Annotated in this window: 9 protein-coding genes; all 9 read left to right on the top strand. The window is 43.8% G+C overall.

The window, feature by feature from the left end:
• The first annotated feature begins 126 nt into the window (after nucleotides 1-126).
• The 9 genes from F824_RS0105360 (at nucleotide 127) to dnaE (ending at nucleotide 22,401) form a co-directional block, all read left to right on the top strand.
• Nucleotides 127-3,129 (top strand): SusC/RagA family TonB-linked outer membrane protein, encoded by a 3,003-nt coding sequence (locus tag F824_RS0105360; protein ID WP_022582110.1) that lies wholly within the window; start codon nucleotides 127-129, stop codon nucleotides 3,127-3,129.
• 18 nt (nucleotides 3,130-3,147) lie between these two features.
• Nucleotides 3,148-4,644 carry a RagB/SusD family nutrient uptake outer membrane protein gene (locus tag F824_RS0105355; RefSeq protein WP_026333517.1) on the top strand — a complete coding sequence of 499 codons (1,497 nt, stop codon included), beginning with the start codon at nucleotides 3,148-3,150 and terminating at the stop codon, nucleotides 4,642-4,644.
• A gap of 115 nt (nucleotides 4,645-4,759) precedes the next feature.
• Nucleotides 4,760-8,083, top strand: a complete 3,324-nt coding sequence (locus tag F824_RS0105350) for a VCBS repeat-containing protein (RefSeq protein WP_019596837.1) — start codon at nucleotides 4,760-4,762, stop codon at nucleotides 8,081-8,083.
• A 58-nt stretch (nucleotides 8,084-8,141) separates the two neighbouring features.
• Nucleotides 8,142-8,708: a hypothetical protein gene (locus tag F824_RS0105345; RefSeq protein ID WP_019596836.1), complete on the top strand. Its 567-nt coding sequence runs from the start codon at nucleotides 8,142-8,144 to the stop codon at nucleotides 8,706-8,708.
• A 1-nt stretch (nucleotide 8,709) separates the two neighbouring features.
• Nucleotides 8,710-12,039, top strand: a complete 3,330-nt coding sequence (locus tag F824_RS0105340) for a VCBS repeat-containing protein (protein WP_019596835.1) — start codon at nucleotides 8,710-8,712, stop codon at nucleotides 12,037-12,039.
• Nucleotides 12,040-12,147: 108 nt separating this feature from the next.
• The gene (locus F824_RS0105335; protein ID WP_019596834.1) at nucleotides 12,148-15,432 is read left to right on the top strand and encodes a VCBS repeat-containing protein; all 3,285 of its coding nucleotides are present in this window, start codon (nucleotides 12,148-12,150) and stop codon (nucleotides 15,430-15,432) included.
• Nucleotides 15,433-15,594: 162 nt separating this feature from the next.
• Nucleotides 15,595-16,968, top strand: coding sequence for a vanadium-dependent haloperoxidase (locus F824_RS0105325; RefSeq protein WP_019596832.1), 1,374 nt, complete (start codon nucleotides 15,595-15,597; stop codon nucleotides 16,966-16,968).
• 146 nt (nucleotides 16,969-17,114) lie between these two features.
• The gene (rsmG, locus tag F824_RS0105320; RefSeq protein ID WP_019596831.1) at nucleotides 17,115-17,747 is read left to right on the top strand and encodes a 16S rRNA (guanine(527)-N(7))-methyltransferase RsmG; all 633 of its coding nucleotides are present in this window, start codon (nucleotides 17,115-17,117) and stop codon (nucleotides 17,745-17,747) included.
• A gap of 367 nt (nucleotides 17,748-18,114) precedes the next feature.
• On the top strand, nucleotides 18,115-22,401 hold the full coding sequence (dnaE, locus tag F824_RS0105310) for a DNA polymerase III subunit alpha (RefSeq protein ID WP_019596829.1): 4,287 nt from the start codon (nucleotides 18,115-18,117) through the stop codon (nucleotides 22,399-22,401).
• Nucleotides 22,402-22,551: the final 150 nt, after the last annotated feature.

Raw genomic sequence — 22,551 nt, 5'->3', positions numbered from 1 at the left:
AACAGGACTTTAGTCAAATGGCAAGTGTGTCAAATGTTAAAAATTGTAAAATTAAAATTAAACAATCATTTTTGATTAGGCTTTAAATCTTAAAACCAAATCGTTTTTTACAAAACAACAAACCCTATGAGAAATTATTTACTAAAAATGAAAGCATTTATGCTGATGACATTGCTCGTTGTAGCAACGATTCTATCGGCAAATGCACAAAGCAGGGAGGTAACAGGAACCATCCTGGATGCTACCTTGAAAGATCCTTTACCAGGTGTGACCATTCTCGTCAAAGGAACGACGAAAGGCACCACCACCGACTTGGATGGCAAATTCAGAATCAGTCTTCAACAAGGAGAAGATGTTTTGGTATTTTCCTTTATAGGGTTTACCTCCCAGGAAGTTGTGGTTGGCAATCAAAGTGTGATCAATATAGAATTGGCTGAAGACATCCGAAGCCTACAGGAAGCTGTGGTCATTGGTTATGGTACCCAAGATAAAAAAGAGATTACCAGTTCTGTTGCCAGCGTAGGCGTAGAACAATTCAACAGAGGTAACTTCACCAATCCACAAAGCTTATTACAAGGTAAAGTTGCGGGTTTGAATATCTCCACTCCGGGTGGTTCGCCAAATGCACAACCAACCGTTCGATTGAGAGGTATCTCTTCCTTCGGAGCCAACTCATCTCCTCTAGTCGTATTGGATGGTGTGATCGGTGCTTCAATCGATGCTGTTGATCCCAATGACATCGAATCAATTGATGTGTTGAAAGATGCATCAGCTGCTGCGATCTATGGTACAAGAGGTGCTTCTGGTGTGATTTTGATCACGACCAAGAAGGGCAGCTCCAGAAAAGGTTTTGCAAATGTAACGATCAATACTTTTGGTTCTGCTGAGCAAGCCACTGGTCTTATTCCTGTTTTGAGTCCTGATGAATTCAGAGCAAATAGAGCTCCTACGGCTGATTTTGGCCAAAACACAAATTGGAGAGATGAGATCCTTAGAACTGCGATGAACGGTACTACCAACGCATCCATTTCTGGAGGTCATCAAAACACAAACTACTTTGCATCAGTTAACTACAGAAACAATCAAGGTGTAGTGAAAAATTCAGGTAGGGAGACATTGAATACGAGATTAAACTTATCGCACGGTGCGTTGAATAACAGGTTGAGAATGAACTTCAATTTGTCTTTCACCAATACCGAGGCGACTGATATCCCTGGAGAGGCTTTGCTTTACGCAACTATCCTCAATCCAACCATGCCGATTTATGAAGGAACGGGTGAAAACAGACAGTTTTTCCAACCTTCTGGATTTGACAACAACAATCCTGTTGGATTGATCAACACAAGAACAAATCAGACCAAGGTCAGAAATGGACTTTATTCCTACAGAGTGGAGTATGACATCATCGATAATTTGGTCATTTCTGCTCAGTTTTCCCAAGATGTATTGAATACCTTAAACGGACAATACAACTCAAGAAGCGATAGAGCTCCAGGTGGTGGCGCTGCCAACAATGGCGTTGCACAGCAAAACACCTATGACAGGACCAATACCATCGCCTCAGCAAACTTGAGATACGAAACGGAAATTGGAAGTGGATTAAGCATGACAGTATTGGGTGGTGTCGAAACGCAATTGTTTGAGGACAGAGCTTTCGGCGCACAGGCAAGACAATTCTTGTACGACCAAAGCTGGAATAACTTGGGAGCTGCTGGTATTCGATTTGGTGAAAACACCAATCTTTATAGCAATGCAAGCAAATCTACTTTGAACTCCGTGTTTGGTAGAGCCAATTTCAACTTTAGAAACATGTATTTCTTTTCTGCAACACTTAGAGCAGAAACTTATTCAGGCTTTGGTGCTCAAAATCAAACAGGTTATTTCCCTGCTTTCTCTACAGGTGCTGACCTTACCCAGATTTTTGACATGGGTCCTTTTAGCCAATTTAAGCTTAGAGGATCATTTGGAATAGTAGGTCAATTGCCTCCATCTCCAACTTTGGCAATTGGCGTTTATGGAAACGGCAACAGAATCCAATTGGATCCACTTAACCTTAACTCTGCATGGGTAGCCCCAGTACAGTTGAACAACGCAAACCAATTCTTGAAATGGGAAACCACAAGGGAATTTACAGTCGGTGTAGACTATGCGTTATTTGATGGAAAGATCACGGGTAGTATGGACTATTACCGAAGAAACATCAAAGATTTGTTGTTTGATGTAGGGGTAAATATTGGCCAGCCAAACCCATTCAATCCAAGAGCAGATCAGCCTGGACAATTCTTCCCTTACACGGCAGGTTCCATTTGGGCAAATATCGCAGGATTAAACAGTTCAGGTTTTGAGTTTTTAATGACTGCAAACAACATCAACATCGGTGGTGGTGTGACTTGGACTCCTACTGCTATATTCACGATTTACAAAAGAGCAAGAATTGAGAATATTGGTGCAGGTGGATTGACATTGCCTGAAATCAGAAGAGGTGTACCTGGTTCTCCTGGTGTAAACAATGCTCAAGTGATCAGAAACCTTGAGGGTGAAAGAGTCGGCGACATTTATGGACCAAGACTACTTAACATTTCCGAAAACGGAACTACTGTATTGTCTACAGAAAACCCAGACGATTTCGAAGTTCTTGGCAATGCCTTGCCAACTGGTGATTTTGGTTTGACCAACCAATTCAATTTCAAAAACTGGGATTTGAATTTCTTGTTGAGAGGCTCATGGGGACACCAAATGCTGAACTCTTACAGATTGTTCTACGAAGGTGATGGAAATGCCACTTGGAATTCTGTTATCACAAAAAACACACCTACTAGCCCAAGAATATCCAACGCGCCTAGCCAAATCTCTGATTTCTATATTGAAAGAGGTGATTTTATCAGGATGGACAATCTTCAATTGGGTTACAATATTCCTACTACCTCAGATGCGATTTCAAATTTGAGATTGTACGCAGGTGTTCAGAATCTATTTACACTTTCCAACTTCACAGGAGTAGATCCTGAAGTAAGATGGGGAGATCCAACGGACAATGGTTTAGACCAATTGGCGCCAGGTATCGAAAGAAGAGATACTTATTTCATCCCAAGAATCTGGACTCTTGGATTAACCATAACCTTTAAATAACATAAACTCAAAATAAATATGTTACGATCAATTAAAACAATATGTGTAGGCGCACTCGCGACAATGACCATGATGTCATGCGAGTTGGAGCAGGAAGTATTGACTGGGGTCACACAAGAAAGATTGACCAATGAAGCCCCACCAGAACTTGCTGAGGTTTTAAAGCAATCTGCTTATACCAGGCTTATGGGAAATGGTAGCTGGGGAGGACATGGTGGGTTCTATAGTTATCAAGAAATCACTTCTGATGAAGCAGCCATTCCTGTAAAGGGTGGTGACTGGGCTGATGGTGGTACTTGGGTGAGAGCCCACAGACATACTTGGCAGGTAGGTGATGGAGAGATCAACGGTGTTTGGGACACCCCTTTTAGGGTGATTGCAGAAGCCAACGCATTGCTCCAGCAATATCCGGATTTGGAAGACCTGGGCAGAGAAATGAGAGTTTTAAGAGCCTTCTCTTACTTGATTTTATTGGATAACTTCGGTGGTGGAGTTCCGTTGATCATAGAAACGACCACGGATGCAAACCCTCCAAGTTCTTCAAGACAAGAGTTGTTTGATTTTATTCAATCTGAGGTATTGGAAAATGGACCACTTTTGACAAAGGAAAACACCAAAACCAATTTCAATTTCTGGACAGCTCACATGATCCTTGCAAAATTGTACCTGAATGCTGAAGTCTACATTGGTCAACCCAAATGGGCAGAAGCTGAAACCATGATTGATGTCATCATGACGGGGCCTTACAGTATAGCGTCAAACTACTTTTCAAATTTCGCTTCAGTTAACGCTGGATCTGTTGAAAACATGTTTACCCTTCCCTATGATGCCAACAACGCAGGTGGTTTTAATATCCATCAAATGTCATTGCATTACGAGTCCCAAAAGACTTTTGATCTCGTCGATCAGCCTTGGAATGGCTATGTTGCATTGGAAGAATTCTACAACAGCTATGATGAAGCCGATCTCAGGAAAAATAATTTCAGAGCGGGTTTACAGTATGCAAGTGATGGTGTAACTATTTTGGAAGATGCCGCAGGTTTTGATGGTGATCCAGATGGAGTACAAGTTAATTTCACTCCACGCATCAATCAATTGGAACCAAATGCATTCAGACAAGCAGGTGTAAGAACCAATAAATTTGAAATCGCTACCGGTGCTCAACCAGATTTGAACAATGATTTCCCTGTATTTAGATATGGTGATGTGATTTTAATGAAAGCCGAAGTAAGATTGAGACGGAGTGATCCTTCTGGTGCACTTCCTTTTGTGAATCAAATAAGAGACAGAGCGGGAGCAGACCTTTTCACTTCTATCACTTTGGATCAATTACTTGCAGAAAGAGGACGTGAAATGTATGCTGAGGGATGGAGAAGATCGGACCTTATCAGATTCGGAAGATTTGGAGCCCCTTGGTGGGAAAAACCAACTTCCACTGCCAATAGAAACGTATTCCCGGTACCTTTGAACAAGATACAGTCCAATACGAAATTGACACAAAACCCAGGATATTAATACTGGATTACTGATTGAGATTCATGAAAGAAGTGCACGAAGGTGCACTTCTTTCTTATTTAATGGATATCTTAGAAATAGAAATTGACGTCAACCCCAAATTAATTCTCTATTCATGTCAGCCCCGACACGCATCGTCACACTTCTTTTTTCCGCTACAATCTTGCTGATTTCCTGCTCAAAAAAAGCGGAAAAGGAAACGGTGCTTTTTGAATTGATGGACAAAGATTGGACAGGCATTGAATTTAAAAATGACCTGAAATACACCGAGAATTTCAACCCCTACCTTTTCCGTAACTTTTACAATGGTGCCGGAGTGGCCATTGGAGACATCAACAACGATGGATTGGTGGATATTTTTTTTGCAGGTAACCAAGCCGAAAACAAACTCTATCTGAACAAGGGTGATTTTCAATTTGAAGACATTACCGAAAAGGCCGGTTTGGCTATATCCGGGATTTGGTCCACGGGTGTAAGCATGGCCGATATCAATGGTGACGGGTTATTGGACATTTATATTTGTAAATCCGGGCCCTTAGGAGGTGAACAACGACACAATTCACTTTTTATCAATAACGGAGACTTGACTTTTACCGAAAAAGCAAAGGAATACGGACTTGCCGACGAAGGGCTTTCTCAGCATGCTGTATTCTTTGACTATGACAAAGATGGTGACCTGGACATGTACCTACTCAACAATTCGGCCCGCTCGGTTGGAATCAATGATTTGAGAACAGGACAAAGGGACCTTCGCGATCCATTTGGAGGAAACAAACTTTATCGAAATGACCAAGGAAAATTCACGGACGTAAGTGCCGAGGCAGGCATTTATGGCAGCACCATTGGATATGGATTGGGCGTCACAGTAGCCGACCTGAACAAGGATGGTTGGCCGGACCTCTATGTTTCAAATGATTTTTTTGAAAAAGACTATGTCTACCTCAACAATGGTGACGGCACTTTTACAGAAGCGTTGGAGGAAATGCTCACCGAAATCAGCATGGGTTCCATGGGTGCAGACATTGCGGACTTGGACAACAATGGTTGGCCAGATATTTTCGTGACCGAGATGCTCCCGGCTACCATGGAAAGATTCAAGACCAAAACACCATTTGAGGACTGGGACAAATACCAAAACAACGTGAAATCGGGATACTTCCATCAATTTACCAGGAATACCCTCCAACGCAACCTAGGCCTAAAACCAAATTCCGATCAGGTTCATTTTATCGATGTGGCCCGTCAATCCGGTGTACATGCGACGGATTGGAGCTGGGGAGCCTTGATTTTTGATGTGGACAACGATGGATTGAAGGATATTTTTGTAGCCAATGGTATCGTCAAAGACTTGACAGATTTCGATTTTGTGGATTATTACATGAATAACCAAAGCCTGATCGACCAATTCAAAAAGGACAGCGTTTTGCTTACGAAAATGATCGATGAATTCCCTTCCATTCCCCAACAGAATTTTTTGTTCAAAAACCTGGGGGATTTCAAATTCAACAATATTGCTGCCCACTCCGGAATGGAGCAACTCACCTTTTCCACAGGTGCGGCCTATGCGGATTTGGACAATGATGGAGACCTGGACTTGGTCGTCAACAATCTCAACGGAGAAGCCTCCATTTTCAAAAACAACAGCAGGGAAATCAATGCCAACCATTTCCTCCAGCTGGATCTTCAGGGGCAATTTGGCGCTCAAGTATCTGTCTTTGCCAGTGGTCAATTGTTCTATGCTGAAAACAATCCTGTCAAGGGCTACATGTCTTCAGTGGATCACCGCCTACATTTTGGCTTGGGAAAAATTACAAAAATCGATTCCCTTAAAATCCTTTGGCCAAACGGAAAAACCACGCTAAAAACTCAAGTGGTTATGGATACACTTCTGGTTTTGGGGCCTGAATCCGCATCAATTGAACAAAAACCCAATTTATCTTTCAAGAACACGCTGATCAAACCATTCGCCAAGCAAATTCCCTGGAAACACGAGGAAAGTGATTTCATAGACTTTGACCGGGACAGGCTGCGGTTTCACATGATTTCAAACGAGGGACCCAAAATTGCCGTAGGCGACCTCAACGGGGATTCACTGGACGACCTCTTCCTTCCAGGAGCAAAAGGGCAAGCCTCATCGATTTGGATTCAAAAAGCAGGTGGCTCCTTCTATTCGGCCCAAGAATTTACCGAAGATCAATTGGCGGAGGATGTTGACGCTGTGCTTTTTGATGCCAACGGAAATGGGCATTTGGATCTTTACGTGGCAAGTGGCAGTATTGAATTCGGTAACAACAACCCGAATTATCAGGACCGACTATATCTCAATGATGGCAAGGGGCGATTTACCAAAACCAAAGAAAACCTTCCCTTGCGCTTTGAACCCACCGCGTTTGTGAAGGTGTTTGACCACAATGGAGACGGAAAACCGGATCTTTTGATAGGCACAAGATCCATTCCTTTTGCCTATGGAATCCCCACGGATGTTCTGATCTTGGAGAACCAAGGCAATGGGGCATTCAAAAACATATCCGCAGAGCTTGCCCCTGAATTCAAGGGGATTGGGATGAGCAGAGATGCCAGTATTGTGGATATTGATGGAGATGGACAGGAAGAAATCATTGTCGTAGGCGAATGGATGTCCATCAAGGTCTTCAAAAAAACCGAAGGAAAATATCGCAATGTCTCCCAGGCATTTGGCTTTGACCAAACCAATGGATTTTGGAATACGATTCAGATCTTGGACATCAACCAAGATGGATTACCGGATATCCTTGCCGGAAACATGGGATTGAACACCCGACTGCTCGCCAGCCCGGAAAAACCCCTTCAGTTGCACCTCAATGATTTTGACCAAAACGGCAGTATCGAACAGATTCTTACCCAATATGAAGGTGACTTCTCCTATCCTTTGGTTTTGAAACGCAGTCTAATCAAGCAATTGCCTTATTTGAGGAAGCAATTATTGACCTATGATGCTTATAAGAATAAACGGATGGAGGATTTATTCCCAGTAGATGTTTTGTCCAAAACCATGGTTTTGGACGTCCATACCTTGGAAACAAGCCTATTTATCAATCAAGGAAATGGTACATTTGTAAAGTCAAAACTACCCTCACCCATCCAAAGCAGCCCCGTGTCCGCAATCCATTCCTTTAGAGACGAATCAGGCAAAACACACCTCTTGATTGGGGGGAATCAAAGCCGGATCAAGCCTGAGTTGGGCATCAATATGGGAAGTTTCGGTTGGCACCTAACGGGGACAAATGAAAAAAACCTTATCATTATCCCTGCAAATCAATCCGGGTTCTTCGTCCATGGAGAGATCCGAGATATCAAAAGCATAAAAACCATCAATGGAAATCGTATCCTCGTCAGTAGAAATAATGATTTGCCATTGGTTTTGGAAATGGTAAAGCGCCCGACAATCGGCCCGAATTGAAAACCTCAAAAGGATGGGGTTTAACAGAATGAATTTCAAATTTTGAATTGAACAAAAAATGATCAGAATATTTATTGCCCTTTTTGCATTCAGTTTGGTCTATTCTTGCCAGACCAAGTCAGAATATGATTCAATCAAGGAAAGGGAACTTTCTTCGGGGAAAGTGGTAGAAGAATTATTCCTCGACCTGAAATTCGGCATGAATAAGAAAGATTTTTACACGACTTGCTGGGAGTGGAACAAGAAGGGTGTGTTGGTCAACGGTGCTCATGAACTGCAAGTCCGATATTCCCCTGAAATGCCATCCGGAAAAGAGACGGAGATGTATTTCTATCCCCAATTTGAAAATGGTATGCTCTATTTTATGCCGATTGAATTCCGCTATCTTGGTTGGACCCCCACCTCTCCAGAAACTACAAATGAAAAGTTGCTTGAAGATGTGGTTTCGTTTTTGGAAGGTTGGTATGGAAAAGGTTTTTTTGAAGTCAAGGACAAAAGTGGCAAAGTCAGTGTTTGGGTTAAGATAGATGGAAACCGTTTGATCCGCACCTTTATAAAAGAAAGGACACTGGTCAGGGTCGAAATGCTTGACCTCAGAGTTAAAGGAATTTCAGAAATAAAATAAGATGAAGATGAAAATCAATTCAAGCTTTCTTTCTTATTTGTTTGCAATAGGCCTCATTTCTGGCTGTAAGCAGGTTGATACACACAAAAAAGATACTGTATTTGAAAAAATAGACGCTGCTATCTCAGGTATTGACTTCCGGAATGATCTTCCCTTCGACGAGGAGTTCAATATTTTCACCTATAGAAATTTCTACAATGGGGGTGGCGTGGCCCTTGGCGATGTCAATAACGATGGGCTTTTGGATATTTACCTCACCTCCAATCTTGGCACAAACAAACTCTACCTCAACGAAGGCGAATTCAAATTCCGTGATGTCACCGAGGAAGCCGGAGTCGCAGGGACCCGTGCATGGAGTACCGGCGTTGCCATGGCCGACATCAATGGTGATGGTTTGCTTGATATTTATGTCTGCAATTCGGGAGATATCAGCGGGGACAACAAACAGAATGAACTCTTCATCAACAACGGTGACGGGACTTTTTCGGAGATGGCCGAAGCTTATGGCCTGGCTGACCAAGGATATTCCACCCACGCTGTTTTTTTTGATTTTGACAATGATGGCGACTTGGATGTCTATCTCTTGAACAACAGCTACCAATCTATCGGTAGTTTCAACAAGATGCAGAATGAACGCCCAAAAAGGGATCCCGTCGGAGGTGACAAGCTTTTCCGGAATGACGGAGAAAAGTTTACGGATGTCAGTGAGGAAGCGGGTATCTATGGCAGCCTAATTGGATTTGGACTTGGCATTACCATCGGCGATGTCAACCAAGATGGATGGATGGATATTTTTATTTCCAATGACTTCTTCGAAAGAGATTACCTCTACATCAACAATCAGGACGGGACATTCTCCGAAAAACTTGAATCCCACATGCGGTCCACCAGTGCAGCCTCCATGGGAGCGGATATTGCAGACATCAACAACAACGGATTGCTGGATATTTTTGTAACCGAAATGCTTCCAGAGCCGCAGGAAAGACTAAAACAGATCACCACTTTTGAAAGCTGGGACAAATTCCAATTCAACGTGGAACACGGGTACCATTACCAATATACCCGCAACATGCTTCATGTAAACAATGGAGATGGGACATTCAGCGATATGGGTAGAATGGCTGGCCTTGAAGCAACCGACTGGAGCTGGGGAGCCTTGATCTTTGATATGGACAATGATGGACTCAAGGATCTTTTTGTGGCCAATGGGATTTATCAGGACATCACCGACTTGGATTATCTCAATTTTATCGGTAATGATGAAACCAAAAAGAAAATCATCACACAATCGGGAGTGAACTACAAAGCTTTGGTAGACCCCATCCCCATCAATCCCATTTCCAATTATGCCTATAAGAACCGTGGTGATTTGAATTTCACCAATGTGGTTCATGAATGGGGTTTGGGAGATCCCATCCATTCCAATGGTTCGGCTTATGGCGATTTGAACAATGACGGCACTTTGGATTTGGTGATCAACAATGTGAACAATGAGGTCTTGATTTACAAAAACAAGAGCAAGCAATTCTTCCCGGAAAACCACAGCCTTCAAATCCAACTTATCGGGAAAAACCGAAATACCGCTGCCGTGGGAACCCAAATCCGGCTGAAGGTAGGTGACCAAATATTCTATCAAGAACAAATGCCAAATAGGGGTTTCCAATCCTCAGTAGATCCCAAACTTACCTTTGGTCTGGGCACGGTGGATCAACTTGACGAGGTTCAGGTAAGGTGGCCGGATGGGAAAGTTACCATACTCAAAGAAATATTGGCAGACCAGCTCCTGACATTAAAGTGGGAAGAAGCAGTCGATCCGCCCCTGGGTTATCAATTCTTTCCTGCTTTACCCGAACCGATTTTCACAAAAACCGATGCAAAATCAATTCTGGACTTCACCCATCAGGAAAACCAATTCGTGGATTTTGATCGGGACCGTTTGACCTACCACATGCTTTCCACAGAAGGGCCAAAAGCAGCCTTTGGGGACATCAATGGAGATGGTTTGGAAGACATTTATCTCGGAGCTGCCAAAGGCTTTGCTGGACAGCTCTTTGTGCAAAGAAAGAATGGAACCTTTCAAAAATCCATTCAGGAAGTTTTTGAAACCGATCGGTTTTCTGAGGACACCGATGCAGTTTTCTTTGATGCCAATGGTGATGGTCATCTTGACCTTTTTGTCACCTCCGGTGGAAATGAATCCGGTTTTGGGGCGATTGACCTTGCAGATAGGCTTTATCTGAATGATGGGAAAGGAAAATTCACCAAGGCACAAGACAGCGGGATAGCGGGATTAAAAATCAGCTCTTCCGTGGTCAAGGTGTTTGACATGAATGGAGATGGCCACCTGGATATTTTCGTCGGGGGAAGGTTGATTCCCTTTGTCTATGGTGTTCCCGCCAGCAGTTACCTCCTGATCAATGACGGAAAGGGAAACTTTATAAACGAAACAGCTTCTTTGGCACCAGGCCTACATGAAATTGGCATGGTCACCGATGCCGCTCTCATTGACTATGATGGCGACGGCAAGGAAGACCTTATTTTGGTCGGGGAATGGATGGCCCCTACTCTTTTCAGGAATACCGGGAAATCCTTGGAAAAAATAGAGATGCCCGAATGGGAAAATCACAAAGGCTGGTACCAAAGCATTGCCGTCGGTGACTTCAACAAGGATGGGAAACCTGATTTGGTGCTTGGCAATCACGGGCTGAATACCCGGTTCAAGGCGAGTCTGGAAAATCCCATCCGATTATTCATCAACGATATTGACCAAAATGGAAGTGTAGAACATCTTTTTACACAAAAACACGGTGACAAGCATGTCCTTTTCACGCTCAAGCATGAACTTGAAAGGCAAATTCCTTCGATTAAAAAAAGGTTTTTAAAATACAGTGCTTACAACAACCAGGCTCTTGAGGAAATATTCTCCTCCGATGAGCTCGAGAAGGCAATAGTCCAAGAGGCCAATTTCTTCTCCTCTGCCAGCATGATGAACCTTGGTGCTGGAAAATTTGAGATCAAGCCACTGCCCAGAATGGCCCAAAGGTCATGGATCTACGGCATATTGGTGACAGATATCAATGGTGATGGAATAGAAGATCTTATTTTGGGCGGCAATCTTTCCGCTGCAAAACCAGAGGTTGGAAAATACGACGCCAGTTACGGAGATGTTCTTCTGGGAAAAGGCGATGGTACTTTCGAATTCCAACCCAATGCCCTTCATGGTCTCCAACTCGATGGAGATATCCGTGGCCTCCACTCTTTTGAAATTTCCGGGCAAAGGCTGATGATGGTGGTGAAAAACAATGATGCGTTGGAATTTTGGAAGTATTGAAGAAAGTGAATGCCGAAAGAGAGCAATTGGAAACCAAAACTTGGGTACTATGGAGTAGATTCCCTGCATTGAATACCACCACTTTAATAATTTAAAAGAAAAATTTTAATGTTCAGAATATTTGCCTCTCTCCTTTTTCTCGTCATAGTCGCCTGCGGCAAACCGGAAGAAGAAAAACTGTTCACGCTACTTTCCTCTGATCAAACAGGGATTTCCTTTCGGAATGATTTGGTCTCCACAGCGGAAATGAATATTTTGGAGTACCTCTATTTTTACAATGGAGGAGGAGTTGCCACCGGTGACATCAACAATGACGGATTGGTGGATATTTATTTCACTTCCAATCAAGGTGAAAACAAACTCTATCTCAACAAAGGCAATTTCCAATTTGAAGACATCACCCTACGAGCAGGCGTAACCGGCGATGGCGGATGGTCCACTGGCGTAACCATGGCGGATGTCAATGGAGACGGATGGCTAGACATCTACGTTTGCCAAGTGGGAGATTACAAAGGACTTTCCGGCAAAAACAAACTCTACATCAACAATGGGGATTTGGGTTTTACGGAAATGGCCGCTGCATACGGCGTGGATTTCGTGGGGTTTTCCACACATGCTTTGTTTTTGGATTATGACCACGATGGAGATTTGGATCTCTACCTTTTGAACCATTCCATCAAAAAGCCAGAAGTCTTTTCCCATTCCGATACCAAGTTTGACAATCAGGATGAAAAGGGTGGTGACAAACTCTTCAAAAACCTTTTGTCCGAAGGTGAAAACAGAATGATTGAAGTCACCGAAGAAGCGGGGATTCTTTCCAGCAGCCTCGGCTTTGGATTGGGAGTTGCTGCTGCGGATATAAATGGTGATGGCTGGATTGACCTGTATGTTTCCAATGACTTTACTGAAGACGATTACTTGTACATCAACCAACAAGACGGAACTTTCAGGGAATCCCTTCAGGAATTCATCAGCAACACCAGCCGCTACAGCATGGGAAATGACATCAACGACATCAACAATGATGGAAGGCCTGACATTTTCACCACAGACATGCTGCCCGAAGACCCGAAAATTTGGATGAAATCCGTAGGGGAAGACAAGCAAGAAGTATATGATATCAAAAAGCGTTTGGGCTACAAGGACCAATATGTCCGCAACCATCTCCAGCTCAATCTCGGCAATGGGCGATTCTCTGAAATCGGTCTGTTGACAAATACCTACGCCTCGGACTGGAGCTGGTCACCCCTGATTTTTGACATGGACAATGACGGAAAAAAAGACATCCACATCACCAACGGAATCGTCAAGAGGCCTAACGATCTCGATTTCATCCAATACAGCCAGGACCTAGGTTCTGGACTGACTGCAGCGGAAATCCTTCAAAAACAGATTGAAATGCTCCCAACCGTGATGGTTCCCAACCACGCTTACCACAACCAAGGGGATTTGGTTTTTACCAATACCTCCAAAAATTGGGGATTGGATCAAGCCTCCTATTCCAATGGCTCCTCCTATGCGGATTTGGACAATGATGGGGATTTGGACCTTATTGTCAACAACAGTGACCAAGAAGCTTTTGTCTACCGAAACAACAGTTCTGCAATGCAGGCCAAGCATTTCATTCAATTTGATCTCAAAGCGAACAGCTTCAATACTTTTGGGATAGGGGCGCAAGTGATGGTTTTTCGCGGAGAGGAAATCCTCCACCAAACCCTGACCAGCAGCCGCGGCTTCCAATCGGGAGTTTCCACCACCCTCACTTTCGGCTTGGGTGACAGCCCTGCCTTGGATTCGATCCTGGTCGTCTGGCCCGGAAATGTGCAAGAATCTTTTATTGGATTGGCCGTGGGCCAAAAACATTCGCTCCAACAAGGAGCCGGCAAAAGCACCAAAATCCCATCTGGAAAAACAAAAGCCTTTTTTGAAATCGTGGATGTCGGAATTGACCGGGTTCATCTGGAAAACACCGCTTTTGATGACATGCGAAGGGAATATTTGATCCCCCGAAAATTCTCCACAGAAGGACCTGCACTCGCAGTCGGAGATGTAAATGGGGACGGTCTGGATGACATCTACTTTGGTGGTGCCACCAACCAACCCGGTGCAATCTTTCTGCAACAGCCCAATGGACAATTTTCCAAAACACAAAACCCGTTTTTCGAGCAGCTAAAAATGGCAGAAGATGTGGTGGCTGTATTTGAGGATTTCAATCAAGATGGTATTTTGGATCTCTATGTGGGCAGCGGGGGAAACGAACATGAAACTGGCAAATTCATTAATTTTGATCGGGTTTTTATAAACGATGGAAAGGGAAATATGATTTTCTCTCCCAACTCCCTGCCGCCCATCGGAGAAAACACCTCTACCATTGCCGTCCATGACGTAAATGGGAATGGGTTTTTGGACCTCTTTGTAGGCGCTTCGGTAGTGACAGGTAACTATGGTGCCAATCCAAAAAGTACCTTCCTGCTCAATGATGGCAAAGGAAGGTTTAGAGATGCCACTGAACAGTATTTCGGAAAAAATTTCCTCCCGGGAATGGTCCAGAAGGCAGTTTGGGCAGATTTAGACAATAAAGGTCATAAGGATTTGATTTTGGTGGGAGAATGGATGCAAATCCAGGTGTACCAAAGAAACCAAAATGGAACCTATGAAATCCAGCAAAACTCTCTAGAGGATCAATCCGGTTGGCATTATGGATTGAATGTGGCGGATTTGGACGGAGACGGAAAGCAGGAAATCATTGTTGGCAATCTTGGCCTCAACTCAAAACTGAAAGCCAATGCAGAAAATCCCACCAAACTTTATCACTTCGATTTTGATGGCAATGGACAGGAGGACCCCTTGCTTTTCCATTATATGGGAGGATATCTGATGCCCTTTGCCAGCAGAGATGATTTGATCAAACAAATCCCGGCAATAAAAAGACAGCACGCTTCCTATGCGGAATATGCAGAGACAAAATCTCCGAAGGAGCTATTAGATCCTAAACAAATGGAAGCCGCTGCGATCAAAGTCGCAAATGAATTCAGATCAGGGATCTACTGGAACAAAGGTGCCGGTGATTTCCAATTTGAGCCCTTTCCCATAGAAGGACAATTCAGCCCCATGCAGGATTTCGTTATATTTAAAGGCAAGGATGAAAAACGCTATCTGCTTGGTTTGGGCAATTTCTATGGTTTCAGAAATGATCTTGGCACATCTGCAGCCCAACCTTTGGTCCTATTTGTCCTTGAAGGTGAAAAAATAAACCCCATTCCAATCGGGTTGAATGCACAGGAATATTGGGGTGAATTCCGAAATGCTGAGAAAATCACAATCAATGGGGAATTGCACATCATCGCTGTCCGAAATAACAAAAGCCCGATTTTCCTCAAGCCGATTCCTTGACAAACCTGCCGAAAATCATTTATTTTCAGCAGCAGCAGTCATTTGAAATAAGGGAAATATCGCTAGTTTTAAGGATTGAAAGCCAAGATATTGAAGTGGTTTTTGACTGAAAACCAAGTATTTATTATCTTTGAGTTTATTAAAAAAAATTAAATTGAAACCATGAAGCAAGTTTTTATTAAAACTACCCTGATCTTGTTGCTAGTAGGATCTCTAATGGCTTGCCAGGAAAATGGGGATTATAAAGAGGCCATGAAAGATGGCGCATACCAAATTTCGGCACAGACCAAATTGACGGATGTCATGATCCATGATATTTTTTCACCTCCTGTAGCCAGCAGGATTTATGCCTATTCTTCCATTGCCGCCTATGAGGTCGCTGTATTGGCGGATTCTTCCTACCAATCCATGATGGGCCAATTGAATGGTTTTGAAAAAACAAACTTCGATACCTCCGTAGAAATCCATTATCCTTTAGCTTCTCTGGCAGCCTATTACAAAGTCGCCACTGCTTTGATATTTTCGGAGGAGATGATGAATGCGCATTATAATACAGCACTGAAGGAAATCAAATCCAAAGGCATTCCCAGTAAAGTTTTTGAAAACTCTTTGGCTTTGGGTGAATCGGTAGGCCAACACGTCTTGGACTACACCAAAAAAGACAATTATCACCAAAGCAGATCCTTTGAAAAATACACGATCAGAAATGATCCGGGGTCATGGCAGCCCACGCCACCGGCCTACATGGAAGGAATAGAGCCTCATTGGAGCAAAATAAGAACACTCACACTGGATTCTGCCAATCAGTTCATCTCCGCACCTCCAACAGTTTTCAGTTCAGATTCAAGCAGTCAGTTCTTTTCTGAGGCAAAAGAGGTTTTCAACATTGTCAGTAACCTTACAAAAGAACAAAAAGACATTGCTTTTTTCTGGGATTGCAATCCCTACAAGATGAATGTAAAAGGCCATGTCATGTTTGCCGAAAAGAAAATCACACCGGGTGGACATTGGATGGGTATTGCTGGGATTTCTTCCAAAACAGCCAATCTGGACTGGAAAGGAACTTCGGAAGCCTTAGCAATGACCAGCATCGCCCTTTTTGATGGATTCATTGCCTGCTGGGATGAAAAGTACCGGAGCGTAGTGATCCGCCCGGAAACATACATCAACCGATTCATAGACGAAGATTGGCTACCTGTATTGCAAACACCTCCTTTTCCTGAATATACCAGCGGCCATAGTGTCGTATCCAATGCCGCAGCGGAGACTTTGACACATCTATTTGGGGATTCTTTTCATTTTGTGGATTCCACTGAAGTGGCTTATGGACTTCCGATTAGGGAATTTAACTCTTTTAGGCTCGCCGCAGAAGAAGCCGCCATCAGCAGGCTTTATGGGGGAATCCATTACATGCCAGCGATTGTCAATGGAGCAACCAAAGGAACGCATGTGGGCAACCACCTTCTTGCCAAAGTAAAGACACGCAAGGATGAAAATAACAGCGCAATTGCTGCCAAGTCTGAAGAAATCAAATAATCACATCCAAACGTGATCTTCATAAAACCTATAGCAAAAGGAAAGAGCCGAAACCTCTTTCCTTTTGTTTTAACATTTTTCGGAAAATGGCTGATATTTCTTTCAATCAAGCTATTTTTGTACCTGAATTTACCCAATCTTAAAAAATGGACATCATCCTCAAGTATTTCCCTGATTTGACAGAAAAGCAAAAAGAGCAGTTTGCCAAATTGGGTCCCATCTACCAAGATTGGAATGAGAAAATCAATTTGATCAGCCGAAAGGACATGGATTTTTTTTACGAACGCCATGTTTTACATGCCTTGGGAATCGCCAAAGTCATGCCTTTTCAGCCTGGAACCAAAATATTGGACGTCGGCACAGGAGGTGGTTTTCCGGGGATCCCATTGGCCATCTTGTTTCCTGACACCCATTTCCATTTGGTGGATTCAATCGGTAAAAAAATCACGGTTGTCAAAGATGTGGTCAAACAATTAAAATTGTCCAATGTCGAAGCCGAACAAGTCCGGGCCGAAGAATTGGTGCGGAAATACGATTTCATCATCAGCAGGGCAGTGACCCGATTCGCCAATTTTTATCCATGGATGAAAGGAAAGTTCAAAAAAGAGGATTTTAATGAATTCCCAAATGGAATGTTGTTCCTGAAAGGTGGGGAAGTCGATGAGGAAATGGAAGAATTACAGGTGTCCTATATCAATTACCATCTGGAGGATTATTTTAAGGAAGAATTTTTCGAAACAAAAAAAGTGGTATTTGTGCCTTGGGAAGGCAAAAGGTAAATTGGATCCGGAAGTGCTTCTCAGAATCGCTTCCGGATTTTTTCTCAATTTTTTTATCCCAAAAACGAGCCCCTCACCGATCCAAGTATTACAGATCATAAATAGTACCTCTTCCCAAATCATGCAAGATTAGGACAATTCATTTGAACCTTGGACCTGATTCCTCACCTGTTTGATGGTCCAACTTCAGCCGCGTCCAAGGAAATAGGAAGCCAAAAATAAACACTATAATATTCTCGGTTTTAAGTCAGGTAGACCTTTTGGTTTCCGGGAAATTTTAAAAATAAATCCCGACAATTTCCGCCACAGTATTGGCACATCAGGGAGATAAATCTTAATTTACAATCCCCAAATTCAAGAAGTCTTTATGTACATTATTTTTGATACCGAAACCACCGGCTTACCAAGGGATTACAACGCCCCCATCACAGATCTGGACAATTGGCCGCGGCTAGTTCAGCTTGCGTGGCAGCTGCACGATGAAAGAGGGAAGCTCCTTTCCAACAATAACTTCGTGGTCAAACCGGAAGGCTTTACAATCCCCTACAATGCGGAAAAAGTGCATGGAATCTCCACTGCAAGGGCATTGAGGGAAGGGCACTCGCTTTCCAAGGTATTGGAGATTTTTCACTTGGATGTCGTCAAGGCCAAATATTTGGTCGGTCACAATGTCGGTTTTGACATCAATGTGGTGGGATCGGAATTCTTGAGAAAAGAAATCCCAATGCAGCTGCTCGAAAAGCAGGAACTGGACACCAAAGACATTTCCACGGATTTTTGCGCCTTACCTGGGGGAAGAGGCGGCAAATTCAAGTGGCCCACTTTGACGGAATTGCACCAAAAATTATTCGGGAAAGGATTCGTCGATGCCCACGATGCAGCCTATGACGTCGACGCAACCGCAAGGTGTTTTTTCGGACTAATCACTCAAAAGGTCCTGCTTCCCGAAAAGGGATTGGATGCCAGGGAAGTCATTTATGAGGCCCCAACACTGGAGGCAGCCAACTTTGCCCAAGCCAAAGACCCACAGAAAAGCGCCGCAAAAGATGTGTTGAAAGGAGTGGGTAAGGCGGACATTTCTGACCTGAAGGATGTGCCTTTTACACATCTCCATGTGCATACCCAATATTCCATTCTTCAAGCCACTTCGGAAATCCCGGCCATGATCCAATTGGCCAAGTCACTGAACATGCCTGCCATTGCCATGACTGACCATGGCAACATGATGGGCGCATTCCACTTTGTTCGGGAAGCTTTGGCCAATGACATCAAACCTATTGTAGGCTGTGAATTCAATGTCTGTAGAGACAGGAGAAACAAATCCCAAAAAGACGATGGATACCAAACTGTCCTCTTGGCAAAAAACAAGGCTGGATACCACAACCTGGCCAAGCTATCCTCCTATGCCAATATCCAAGGATTCTATTATCTCCCCAGAATTGACAAAGAGGTACTTCTCGAGTACAAAACCGACCTGATCGCCACAACCGGTGGAATCTGGGGTGAAATCCCCTTTTTGATCCTCAATGTGGGCGAAACCCAAGCCGAAGAGGCATTTGTCTGGTGGAAAGAACAATTTGGGGAGGATTTTTATGTTGAACTCAACCGACATGGCATTCCTGAAGAGGAAAAAGTCAATGAGGTATTATTGGGCTTTGCCAAAAAATACGGCGTCAAATATTTTGCAGCCAACAACACCTATTACAACCAGAAAAAAGATGCGAATGCCCATGACATTCTCCTGTGCGTGAAAGATGGGGAATTGGTGGAAAAACCAAAGAAATATATCGGCAAACGGGGCCGAGAATTCCGATATGGATTCCCAAATGAGGAATTTTACATCAAGACGCCCGAGGAAATGAAGAAGCTCTTCGCAGATCTTCCGGAGGCGATTGAATGTACCAATGAGATTGAGGGAAAAATTGAAGCCTATAAACTTGCGCGAGAGGTTTTGCTTCCGAAATTTGATATTCCGGAAGAATTCAAAGATGCCAAAGATGAGGAAGATGGAGGAAAACGAGGCGAAAATGCCTATCTGAAATTCCTGACATATGAGGGGGCGAAATTGCGCTATCCGGAACTCACCCCGGAAATCGTGGAGAGGCTGGAGTTTGAATTGGCAACGATTGAGCGGACTGGCTATCCGGGTTACTTTTTGATCGTACAGGATTTCACCCGTGCAGCCCGGGACATGGGCGTGTCCGTGGGACCCGGAAGAGGATCAGCCGCTGGATCGGCGGTCGCTTATTGTGTCAAAATCACCAATGTAGATCCCATCAAGTATGACCTCCTCTTCGAGAGATTTCTAAATCCAGACAGGGTTTCCCTTCCAGATATTGATATTGACTTCGATGACGAAGGCAGGCAAAGCGTCATCGATTATGTGATCAATAAATACGGATCCAATCAAGTTGCCCAGATCATTACCTATGGAACCATGGCAGCCAAATCTGCGATCAGGGATACCGCAAGGGTACTTAATCTACCTCTGGCAGATGCTGATAGGCTCTCGAAATTGGTGCCAGACATCAAGCTCAAAGCACTCTTTGCAGTCGGATTGGATAGGGCGAAGTTGGCGGACAAGCTCAAAAACAATTCAGAAAACATAGGACGTGCAGAGGAGCTGATCCGGATTTCCAAATCCAATGACAGCCTTTCCAGAACAGTCAACCAAGCGGCCGTTCTTGAAGGATCTGTTCGGAATACAGGGATCCATGCCTGTGGGGTGATCATTACCCCAAGTGACATCACGGATTTTGTTCCGGTGGCCTTGGCCAAGGATTCAGACATGGTCTGCACCCAGTTTGACAACTCGGTGGTGGAAAATGCCGGCTTGCTAAAAATGGACTTTTTGGGATTGAAAACCCTGACCTTGATCAAGGATGCCGTCAAAATCGTAAAAGAACGGCACGGCATTGAACTCGATCCGGATAATTTTCCGATTGACGATGAGAAAACCTACGAACTTTTTCAGAAAGGGGAAACCGTTGGCATATTCCAGTATGAATCTGCGGGGATGCAGAAATACATGCGGGAACTGAAACCCACCGTTTTTGCGGATTTGATTGCCATGAATGCGCTTTACCGTCCGGGTCCATTGGAATATATCCCGAGTTTTATTGGGCGTAAGCATGGGACCGAGCCCATTGTTTATGATTTGGAGGACATGAAAGAATACCTGGAGGAAACTTACGGGATCACAGTCTATCAAGAACAAGTAATGCTTTTGTCTCAGAAACTTGCTGGATTTACCAAAGGTGAGGCCGATGTGCTGCGAAAGGCAATGGGTAAGAAACAGAAAGATGTTTTGGACAAAATGAAACCCAAATTTGTGCAGCAAGCCTCCGCAAAAGGGCATGATGCCAAAAGATTGGAAAAAATCTGGAAAGACTGGGAAGCCTTCGCTTCGTATGCCTTCAATAAATCCCACTCCACCTGTTACGCTTGGATAGCATATCAAACGGCCTACCTAAAGGCGCGATATCCAGCCGAATACATGGCTTCCGTATTGAGTAACAACATGAACGACATCAGTCAGGTGACCTTCTTTATGGAGGAATGCAAACGGATGGGATTAGCAGTATTGGGTCCAGATGTCAATGAATCCAAAAGCGGATTTACCGTCAACAAAGAAGGAAAAATCAGGTTTGGGTTAGCAGCCATCAAAGGCGCTGGCAGTGCCGCGGTGCATGCGATCATCGCTGACCGGGAAAAAACGGGAAATTACCTCAACATCTTCGATTTTACAAAAAGAGTGAATTCCAAAGCTGTCAATAAAAAAACCCTTGAGGCCTTGGCCATGGGAGGTGGATTTGACTGCTTCCACGCACACCATAGAAGACAATATCTCGAAGCACCGGAAGGAGAAGGAACCTTGCTGGAGAAGGCTGTGAGATACGCCGTCAAAGTCCAACAAGAATCTGAAAGTTCTCAGGTGAGTCTATTTGGCGGAGGATCGGGAATGGAAGTTCCGCTTCCAACAATCCCCCCCATGGAACCCTTCAGCCAGTTGCAGCAATTGAACATCGAAAAGGAAGTCGTGGGATTGTATATCTCTGGGCATCCCTTGGATCAGTTCAAAATTGAAATTGATTCCTTTACGAACACGCCTCTCCCGGATATGGCCAACATTGAAGCACTTCGCTCCAAGGGTGATTTGAGAATAGCTGGGATGGTGACGAGTTTTGCCCATAGAACGACCAAAACCGGAAAACCCTTTGGCACCTTGACCATGGAAGATTACCATGGTGGCCATACGTTTTTCATTTTTGGGGAAGACTATGTCAAGTTCAAGGAGTATTTCATGACAGGCTGGCACCTGTATATCATTGGGTCTGTACATCCAAACCGGTGGAAGGAAAATGAGTTTGAATTCAAAATCAATTCAATCATGCTCCTCGGCGAAGTCCGTGCGAAAATGATCAAGGGACTTCGGGTGAATATCGACTTGGATGATCTTACTTTGGACCTGATGGAAAAACTCGAAGCCATCACCAAAAAGTATAAAGGGGAGGCCAAACTGTACATCAATGTAATTGACAGGAAAGAAAACATCACTTTGGACTTGATGTCCAGCCGGTATTCCATAGACCCTTCCAATGAGATGATCAAGGACTTGGACCAACTCCCGGAGGTGGTTTATCAAATCATTTAAGATGGGGAATTGACGCGCTGCCCAGAAAAATCAACAAATTTGACTGAATTTTCGAAGCTTGTGTCAATTATGAAATTGGGAAATAATCCTGCCTTTCAGGATAAAATTCCTCACATTAGGAACTTATCAACCCCTTTTCTACTTTAGAAG

Source organism: Rhodonellum psychrophilum GCM71 = DSM 17998 (assembly GCF_000381545.1).
Lineage (GTDB): Bacteria > Bacteroidota > Bacteroidia > Cytophagales > Cyclobacteriaceae > Rhodonellum > Rhodonellum psychrophilum.
The sequence above is the reverse complement of the archived record's forward strand: the minus strand, read 5'-3'. Positions and strand labels throughout refer to the sequence as shown.